8 protein-coding genes are annotated in these 8525 nt (G+C 61.8%); all 8 read right to left on the bottom strand.

The features are described from left to right. Positions 1 to 285 precede the first annotated feature (285 nt). A complete protein-coding gene (locus ACFTOW_RS14305) occupies positions 286 to 1254 on the bottom strand; it encodes a TniB family NTP-binding protein (RefSeq protein WP_379916853.1) in 969 nt (322 codons plus the stop codon). Between the two features lie 2 nt (positions 1255 to 1256). Then, positions 1257 to 3464, bottom strand: coding sequence for a Mu transposase C-terminal domain-containing protein (locus ACFTOW_RS14300; RefSeq protein WP_379916851.1), 2208 nt, complete (start codon positions 3462 to 3464; stop codon positions 1257 to 1259). Continuing rightward, on the bottom strand, positions 3464 to 3907 hold the full coding sequence (locus tag ACFTOW_RS14295) for a hypothetical protein (protein ID WP_379916849.1): 444 nt from the start codon (positions 3905 to 3907) through the stop codon (positions 3464 to 3466). Before ACFTOW_RS14295 ends, ACFTOW_RS14300 begins: the two co-directional genes overlap by 1 nt. Next, on the bottom strand, positions 3907 to 4584 hold the full coding sequence (locus ACFTOW_RS14290) for a hypothetical protein (protein WP_379916847.1): 678 nt from the start codon (positions 4582 to 4584) through the stop codon (positions 3907 to 3909). Before ACFTOW_RS14290 ends, ACFTOW_RS14295 begins: the two co-directional genes overlap by 1 nt. A 718-nt stretch (positions 4585 to 5302) precedes the next feature. After that, entirely contained in the window at positions 5303 to 5917 is a 615-nt protein-coding gene (locus ACFTOW_RS14285) for a hypothetical protein (protein ID WP_379916845.1), read from the bottom strand. A 207-nt stretch (positions 5918 to 6124) separates the two neighbouring features. Further along, positions 6125 to 7432: a type II toxin-antitoxin system HipA family toxin gene (locus ACFTOW_RS14280; RefSeq protein ID WP_379916843.1), complete on the bottom strand. Its 1308-nt coding sequence runs from the start codon at positions 7430 to 7432 to the stop codon at positions 6125 to 6127. A 2-nt stretch (positions 7433 to 7434) separates the two neighbouring features. Then, positions 7435 to 7731 (bottom strand): helix-turn-helix domain-containing protein, encoded by a 297-nt coding sequence (locus ACFTOW_RS14275; RefSeq protein WP_379916841.1) that lies wholly within the window; start codon positions 7729 to 7731, stop codon positions 7435 to 7437. A gap of 83 nt (positions 7732 to 7814) precedes the next feature. Then, positions 7815 to 8468: a hypothetical protein gene (locus tag ACFTOW_RS14270; protein WP_379916839.1), complete on the bottom strand. Its 654-nt coding sequence runs from the start codon at positions 8466 to 8468 to the stop codon at positions 7815 to 7817. Between the last annotated feature and the right edge of the window lie 57 nt (positions 8469 to 8525).

Raw genomic sequence — 8525 nt, 5'->3', positions numbered from 1 at the left:
GGCGTGAAATGGCTGCCCGCGATGCCGTGAAACGCGTGCCCGAGATCACGCGAAATCACTGCCCAACTTCCGCGAAATGCGCAGTTTTCGCCACCATTATACACAGAATAAGTTGCCATCGAAATATCCCAGAAAATCGGGTGTAAAGCTTCGGGCCCGGGAAACGAATAGGAATCTACGGCCTTTCTTGGTTCCACCACGAATCAAAACGGCGCTCCGGAAGGAGCGCCGCTTGAATTGTTGCGATGATAATCGGGGCCGAGCGTTACATCGAACCCTTGAAGTTCAGGCCGCCTTTTTGCGACCCCTCTTGGGTTTCGGGGCCAACTCCGCGGCGGGCTTGTCAACGGGAACATCCCACCAGTCATCAACATGGAAGACGTTCATCTCCACCGTGCAACCTTCCTGAATGGCCCAGTACTCAGCAAAATGCTCGAGTTCGAGCGTATCCGCGCCCTCCAGCAGGGCACGTTCGATCGCCCCGATCACGGTTTCGACCGCGCGCCCGAAACGGGACCGGGAGGCCCGGAACAGGCGGCCGACCAGGTCGGGCGCATCGGGCGGCGTGAGCCCCACCTTTTCACAATAGGTGCTGATGACCGAAGCGAACATGTCACGGTCTTCCTCCTCGGACACGGGAGGCAGGATGAGGGTCGAAAACCGCCGCTGGACCTGCGGGTCCGTGCGGATGATCTCGCCCAGCTTCATGGTGCCGGACAGGATCACGATCAGCGCGTCGTCGCCCTGCATCAAGGTCTTGAGCCCCCGCAGGATCACGTTGCGGTCGGCGCAGAACAGGTCATGCGCCTCATCGATCCAAAGCACGGTAATCCCGAGTTCGGTCATCCGCTTGCGCACGATTTGCCACATGCTCCAGGCCTCGCGCTGCGGGCTGACCGCCGGGTAGCCGGTCACCTCAAGCAGCGACAGGGCCATCGACTTGAAGGTCGCGGGGTTCGGGACGACTGAGGCGATGTAGCGCGGCTCCCCGTATGGGCCTTGGGCGAGCGCCGGCAACTTGCGCAGCCCCCGTTCGACCAAGGTGGTCTTACCGCCGCCGGGCTCATCCAGCACGAGGATGCCGCGGGTTTCTCCGGTTTGGGTGAAGCGGACCGGGTCCGGAATGATCGCGCCGGCCTCGTCGCGCTTCAGCAGCCGTTCGATGTGGGACTGGAACTCCGTGTCGCGCTCCGACGCGATATGAAGGTTACGCAGGGCGGACAGTTGCTGCCCGATTTTTGCATGATCGACCATGATCAGTTCTCCTCGATGCTGAATCCGCCGCCGGACTTGGCGGGACGGGTGGTGGGGGTTGTTTTGGATCCAGCCTGGCGTTTGCCGGCAGGATTACCCTTGGCAGCGCGCACACCGGCTGCTTTCGGCCCCGCGTCAGGGGCATCGCAATCGGAATCGACCGCCTCAATGGTCCGACCGAGACCGCCGTCCCCGGACTTCTGGGGTTCCTCACCTGCGAATTTCACCTGCGCGAACAAGCGGCGCTCCTCACGCTCGATGCGGGTGTCATCCCAGGTCTCGACCAGAAGGTCGGCGGCCTGCATGGCAGCGGCATTGCGGTCCATGATCGCCTGCACGGCCGCAAGGATCGTGGGCAGGTTGCGTTTTTTCGCGTCGGGCTTGCGCGCTTGCGCCTCCCGGTTGGCGGCCAGCCACACCTGCGCCGAGACCCAGTCCAGACCATCCGCCACGGCAGGAACCGTGTGCCAGTCCTTGCCAAGCAGGACCTGGACGGCGCCGATGTCTTTGGGATGCCAGCGCACTTCGACAGTACAGCGGTCCCGGCGCAGCATCCATTCAGCCAGCTTACGGGAATGATAGCGCACGCCGAGGACGGTTACCCCTTCCTTGTTCAAGGACCGGCTCAGGCGCTGTCCGAAGACCGCGCGCTGCTGCGCGATGTCCGGCGGGGCGATGACCCCATATTCCTTGGTCAGACGCCGCCAGCATTCGAGAGGGGTCTCACCTCCGAGGCCGCAATGCGCGGTGTTGTGATAGATGTCCGTCACCCAGCGCACCAGCGCGAATGCCAGGTCCTCCAAAGTCAACGCAGCCCGCTCCTCCGGGTTGGCATCCCCCTTCGTGACCACGTCCGAGAAGGTGCGGCCTGACAGGCGCGACATCAGCCCATCCGCCACCGTCTCGAAAATCCGCTCCCCGCGACCACGGGACTCCGGCACGCCGGCTGTGGCATGCAGAAGCGCAATCCCGAGATCCCCGCAGGCGTGACGGAACTGCTCCGAGCGGTAGGCGGGGCCGCAATCGGTGACGATCAACTCTGGCGTGCCGAACATGTCCCATGCGGTCAGTGCGCCCACCCCATCGGCCCACTTCCCCTTGTTGACCAGGATCATCTGCAGGGTCTGAAGGGCCGTGTCTGCGTTGGCCGCGCGCGAGAGGGCCATCCCCGCAATGACCCGCGTCGTGGCGCAGATCGCAATACTCAGTTTCCAACGCCCCTTCTTTTTATCGAGGCCCACCGCGATCAGTTCCTCCTCAGTCATCAGCTCCGCCAGGCCGACGGTCTCGAACAACGTCATCAGATCGACCGTCCATTCGTCGATCTCGATACGCTCGAGCGGGCGGGTCAGTTCAAGCCCGTTCATCACCGGACGGAACTTCTTGCGGGCCACATCCGCGCCCTCACGGGCGGCCAACACAACGAACGGATCCAGCCTGCGGATGGCACGGCGCACCGTCTCCCGGGAGGGCGCATCCAGCGCAGCCAGTCCTTTTTCGGCGCGCTCCGCGTTCCGTTTTTCAAACGCGATGAGAACATTCTCGTGGATCTGCTTGACCGTCGGCCGATCCGGGCTGAGGTAGGCCCGGATCTCACGCTGCAGGATGCCGATTTCTTCCGGTCCCATCCGGCGGCCGCGATGTCCGCGCTGGTGCACCTGGTCGACGAGGCCGATCGCGCCGGTTCCCTCATAGGCGGCGAGCCAGGTCCGAAGCGTGCGCGGCGACGGCGTTTTACGCATGTCCTGCATCATCCCCGGCTTGTCACTGCCGGACCGGTTCAGGTTTCCGATGACATCGATCGCCCCGACCTTCAGCAGATCCATGCTCGCGCGGATTGACTCGTCCGTCCGCTTGATCTTCTTTTCCCGCTCGAGCTGATAAAACGCCTCCACATAGGCGCTGCGCTTGCTGTGCACCGCCGCCTTGCATCCCGTCAGGTCGGAAACGAGACCCGCGTTGCTCTTCAGACGGGACCGCGCGTTCGTGGCGAGGAAATAGTCCCGCTCCTGGCGCAGGCGCCCCATGCTCGCGAGGCGGCTCAGCTGCCCGTGGGTGAACTGCTGACACAGGCCACGTCCATCAGCCGTCCCGAAGACGACACCGTCCTCCGTGACCAGCTCCACCTTGTAGGCGGTGCCCTCAATGGTCACGCGGTCATGGGTGCCGAAAGCAAAGCGCGCGTTATCGAAGTTGAAAGACAGGTCCATTAGACAGCCTCCTGATTGATGAAATGGTTGAATGCCGCCGTTGCGAAAAAGGCGTTGTCGTCGTCAGTCTTGATCAGTTCCGGCACATTGAAGATGCCCCCCACACCCGCCGGGACCGCGGTACACCTCCCATCGGGGCTGGCCTCGTCGGGCGATTTGATCTCGAATTTCGCATGGGCGTCAGAAGAGACGTCCAGCGCGAGGATCGTGCGGGTTGCTATGCACGTCGTGACCCTCACCGGCAGACTGGCCGCGCTCATCGTCCTCCGGTCCTTCGGGGGCATCAGGCCCTTGGCCCGGAGGCATTCATTGAGGTCCTCCGCCCAGTCGTCGATTTCCACGCGCCCAAAGGGACGGGCGAGTTCCAGCGCGGTCATGACAGGGCGGAAGTGATTGCGTGCCAGATCGGTACGCGTCCTTGCGAATTTCAAAGTCGTTTCCATTACACGGCCTCCCGCTTGATCAGATGGACAGATTTGAGGAGCCGCCCCGGGTGCAGCGGCTGCAGTACCCCGTCGCGGATCAGACGGATCAGCGCGCGATAGCCCGCTCCTTCCATTCCGATCCGATCAGTCAGTTCCCCGAGTGACTCGATCCCGGTCATCGCCGAGACCACCTCGCGCGCGGCCGCATCCGCTTCCGGATCGGGGCGGCGGACGCTGTGAAAAAGCTTGCCGTTGAACAGGGTGACCGGGTCGAAGTCCTCCTCCGTGAGCAAGCGAAAATCCGAAAGCATTCCGGTTTTCAGGGCTTGGAATTTCACCCGACCAAGCTCGTCGCGGTACTCATCGGTCACGTAGCGCATTGGGCGCACCGCATATCCAACGCGATACCCATCGGTCCGCATGACCACGAAATCGGCATAATGGGTGTGCCACTCCTTATTGGCATCCATCCAGGGACAGGCGACCTGTTCGAAGAGTTCGGCGGTCGTCGGGCGGGCCGTCAGTACAAGGAGACCTTTGAATTCGAAGTGGCTCTCCAGCAAGGTCAGGCGCCCCGGACCAGCCCCGATAGTGGCTTGCCCGGTGAAATGCCCCTTGCTGCCGTTCTGGACGGTCCGCTGGGCGAGGCTGGGTTCGGGCAGCCGGAAGCTGCCCTCGGTGAAGTGATAGGACATGGGATTTCCCCTAAGATCAGATTTGTTCCGAGGGCCGGGTATTCGGCCGTCCAGGTTGTCTCAGGCGCGATCCGAAGCGAGGGGACCCGTGTTCGAACGGGGGGTTCCATCGCCACGTCAGCGCAGGCTCCGCCGGCACCCGGGAGGACCCGGGCGGAGGGGGAAGCGTGAACCGGGGGCTGATCCTATCCTTGAAGGTCGGCGCAGAAGCTGCTACGGTCTTCTCAGGTTGAGGTGGACAGGACCTTGTCCCCCACGAGATGCCCGGATCGCGCCAACGATCCGGGTGTTCTCTTTTGTGGGGCTAGGCATCAGGCTACATCTTCGTTTTCCTCCATTTCTGATCTGCGAATAACTGGCATCGCCGGATGGTCGCATTTGTGTCCGTCGGGCCCCGTCGTCTTGGTGCCTGGTTGCAGGTGGCGTTCGCCGGCCGCTGTAGCTCGCTAGCAACGTGCCCATCCCCCCACAACAAAAAATTTTTTCCGCAACATATTGAAAAACAATATATTTTTTGTTTTCGCAAGCACCCAGCCCCAAGCTTATGCGAAAATCGGGATTTATACTGAATAACCCCAATAATCGTTGGGCTTTGAGCCAACCATAAATGCGGCGCGAATTCTCGCAGTCATCACACAGATCTCCTGGATCGCGTCGACCTTCCGTTGCGTCAACCTGAGCTGCGTCCTGATGGTCTGTACCGGACCGACCGATTCAGTCAGTCATGCTGACCATGAAACACGCCAGCGATTCGCCTTAGCCCAACGGTCCTGAGCACCAAGGTGCGGTGGAACACCCCGGTAGGCGGCAACCGATCCCCCGCCCCAAAACGCAACGTGTACCGTCGCGGACCCAGCCGAAACTCCAGCAGCGCCCCGCCGGTCTCGGGGTAGAGCGTAAGCAGGCAGATCTCGAGATCGGCAAGCGCCGGGATACGCTCAATGAGGGATGCGAGCGCCCCGGTCAGCGTGCGTGCCATCGGGAGCTGCTTGCGGGGATAGAGGATCGGCAGGTTCGACTCGAGAATATGGTGTGCGGTCAGATCGGCGCTGCCCCGAATACCCATCATCTCACCGTCCTCGCCCAGATCGAACTCCACCATCTCCCCGCCCCAAAGCTCCAGCGCGCCGAGTCGTTCCACCATCACAGGGGTCTCCCGCAGCGACCATCCCCCCATCAGTCCTATGGTCACGTTCGCAAAATCCTCCGCCGACATCGCCTGTGCGGCCCGCCCCCGCGCGGCGCGGGTGCGCAGGCCCGCATCCGTCAAAACCCGATCGACAGCCTCGACGGAGCTTTTCGGGCGGCCGAAAATCGTGGCGAGTTCGGCCATTATCTCTGCGCGGGTCGACATGGGTCACCTATTATTTGTTTTGTGCAAATTACAAATAACCATTCACCGGTGATGCGTCAATCTTTTTTCGTAATTTTTACAAATAAAACGGTAGACACGCCTTCGCGGCATACTTTCAATGGACAATTCTGGAGAAGTGTGTTTTATTTCAGTATCTTGGCAGAGGTTTCGTCACGCACATCGACGTCAGACCGCACCATCAGGTGGCGCGATGCCCCTCCCATGCGCCGCGATCCACCCCTTCAGGTCCGGGTCGACCTCATTGAGCCCGTTGGTCAGGAACAGCACGCGCTGCGCGATCTCCGTGCGGCAGTCTTCCGCCATGGGTCGGGATTCCGAGTCCATCGCGACCAGATCCTGCACCGTCGCATCCAGCGCCGCCCCGACCCGTTCGCACAAGGTCGCCAGCTGGCGCAGCGTCGCGGCAGGGGACAGGCCGCAGAGCGCGGCCTCGCGCTGCCAGTGACGCCCTTTCAGGTAATCACCACGGGTTTTTCCTGCGATCGTGTTCGACATGTTCTTCGTGATGTTGGGCCAGACCGCCCCGCACATCACGTCATAGAGCGGCGCCAGTCGCGCCCCCGTGGCGGAGATCAGCAGGGAATAGTTCTTCGCGTGGGCATCCGTATTGCAGGCGATCACATTGAAGATGACGTGCTGAAGCAGTCGCGTGACGGAGGCGATATCCGCGATCCGCCGGGTCAGGCCGAACATGTCGCGCAGTTTCGGCCCCGGTGTGCCGCTGTGGTTGCGCTCGTATTTGGAGGCAGGGAAGAGGCCAAAGGCTTGGGCGTAGTCCTCCTGATGCAGCCGGCGCCAGACCTGCCCCTGCGGGGCCCGGTCATAGCGTTTGACCAGCAGATATCGGCGCTGGCCCGCGCGTCCGGTGCGGACCTCCGGGACGTCGAGGCCGATACGCGCGGCGAGCCGCATGCAGAACGCCTCGTTCCAGACCCCACCCGGCAGGTTCGAACTGTCAGGCTTGAGGATCCAAGTGGACGGGGCACCGTCGACCGGGATGTGAATCTGACCCGCCTCATCCAGATGCACGCCGATCTTGGTTTGCACCCCGGCGAGCGACATCGAGACGCCCTCTTCGCCGACCAGGAAGGGCTTGGCGGGGAGCTCATCAATGATCCGCTCAAGCGCCGCCTCACCCGGGACGAGGCGGCAGGTCATCTCGAGCGCGCCGCGCCGGGCGAAGGACAAAGCCCCCGACGTGTCGCGCCCGACCTGATCGAGAAGTCCCAGCACGTCCTGTTCAGCGATCCGCGTCAGCCTGACGAGGGCCTCAAGGTTCTGGCTCTCCGGCAGCAGGTTGACCACCCAGGGGATTACCTCGGCAGGCCCATAGGGTGCCGCGCGCAAGGGCATCCGCGTGGAAACGGGAAAAGCGCCGCCAAGGCTGAGCCATTCCGGCGCATAGGTCATGCTGGGCCCCATTGGGCCGGGCGTCAGATCTGCGACAGGGCGGGTCTCGAACCAGACGCGCATGATCAATCGTTCAGCGGTGGCAAATCAGCCAGCGGAGGAAGGCCGAGATCATCTGTACCACGGTGCGATTGGTCGGCCTGGCTCTGGTCGAAGGGGTGAAAGCTGATTCCGAGCTGGCGCGCGATCATGAGCGCCGGACCGAGCCGGGCCGTCGGCTTGCCCGCCTCCAGTTCGATCAGATAGCGTCGCCCCACCCCGGTCGCCAGCACAACATCCTCTTGGCGAAGGCCGAGCGCCTTGCGCCGCTCTCGCAGAAGCTGACCGAAGGCGCGGGCCTCGTCTTCACCGGATGCCGTCATTCCCGTCTCCATGTTCCTGAACGGGAATATAAATGCAAGGCATCCAAGTGAGCAACACAATAGTTCCCGATCAGGAACTTTCTTTAAGGCGCGAGCTGAAATATGGAAAATGTGCCTGATAGGGAACTTTTGCGGCTGACCGTCGGGAGCAACTCCCCATCGCGCACCTGCACCACATCGGAACCACTGGACACGTAAAGTTCCTCAACGTCCAAGCCAAAAGCGCTCGAATAAAGCGTTTCATTCAAAGATACGACAAACTTGCCATTCTCGATACGATATCCTGTTACGTGTTCAGGTATGAACTGGAGGTAAAACGCCTCGTCCGTTTCGAAAACCGTCCTGGTTTCGATGCCTATTGGAAGAGGATAATTTTCCGTCCCCAAACCGGGCCCAGATAGTCCGATCCTCAGGTCCATTTTTTCCAGCGTAATGGCTTCCCAGTCATTCCCTGTGAAGCCAAAGTCGAAGGTCAGTTCAAACGTCTCGAAGCTCACGTCAATATCGGGGGTTACGCGATACGGGCCAACATAGGGCGCCGCAAGCGTCGTCGTCTCGAGGTCGACAATCGTCCGTGCCGCCAGCGGCGACCGCAGCACCACCTTGTCAGTGTCGACGTCGAACTCCATCCCAGCTTCGGCCACCTCCGGCTGCGGCAGAAGGTTCTCCGCCGTGAAAGCGCCGCCGATAAGGTTAAGCTCGGCCAGCTGGGTCAGCTCCAGTGCATCGACTGTCAATCTGCATTCAAAACTGACCCATCGTGATCATTTAAAAATGACCCACCCGGGGGGTAG

The sequence above is a fragment of the Lacimonas salitolerans genome (genome assembly GCF_042677865.1).
In the GTDB taxonomy this organism is placed as follows: domain Bacteria; phylum Pseudomonadota; class Alphaproteobacteria; order Rhodobacterales; family Rhodobacteraceae; genus Lutimaribacter; species Lutimaribacter salitolerans.
This window is presented reverse-complemented; position numbering and strand designations above follow the sequence as displayed.

Bases quoted from the DNA above. Each gene is read 5' to 3' on its own strand.
- ACFTOW_RS14305 (WP_379916853.1), bottom strand. From the start codon at position 1,254: ATGGTCGATCATGCAAAAATCGGGCAGCAACTGTCCGCCCTGCGTAAC.
- ACFTOW_RS14300 (WP_379916851.1), bottom strand. From the start codon at position 3,464: ATGGACCTGTCTTTCAACTTCGATAACGCGCGCTTTGCTTTCGGCACC.
- ACFTOW_RS14295 (WP_379916849.1), bottom strand. From the start codon at position 3,907: ATGGAAACGACTTTGAAATTCGCAAGGACGCGTACCGATCTGGCACGC.
- ACFTOW_RS14290 (WP_379916847.1), bottom strand. From the start codon at position 4,584: ATGTCCTATCACTTCACCGAGGGCAGCTTCCGGCTGCCCGAACCCAGC.
- ACFTOW_RS14285 (WP_379916845.1), bottom strand. From the start codon at position 5,917: ATGGCCGAACTCGCCACGATTTTCGGCCGCCCGAAAAGCTCCGTCGAG.
- ACFTOW_RS14280 (WP_379916843.1), bottom strand. From the start codon at position 7,432: ATGCGCGTCTGGTTCGAGACCCGCCCTGTCGCAGATCTGACGCCCGGC.
- ACFTOW_RS14275 (WP_379916841.1), bottom strand. From the start codon at position 7,731: ATGACGGCATCCGGTGAAGACGAGGCCCGCGCCTTCGGTCAGCTTCTG.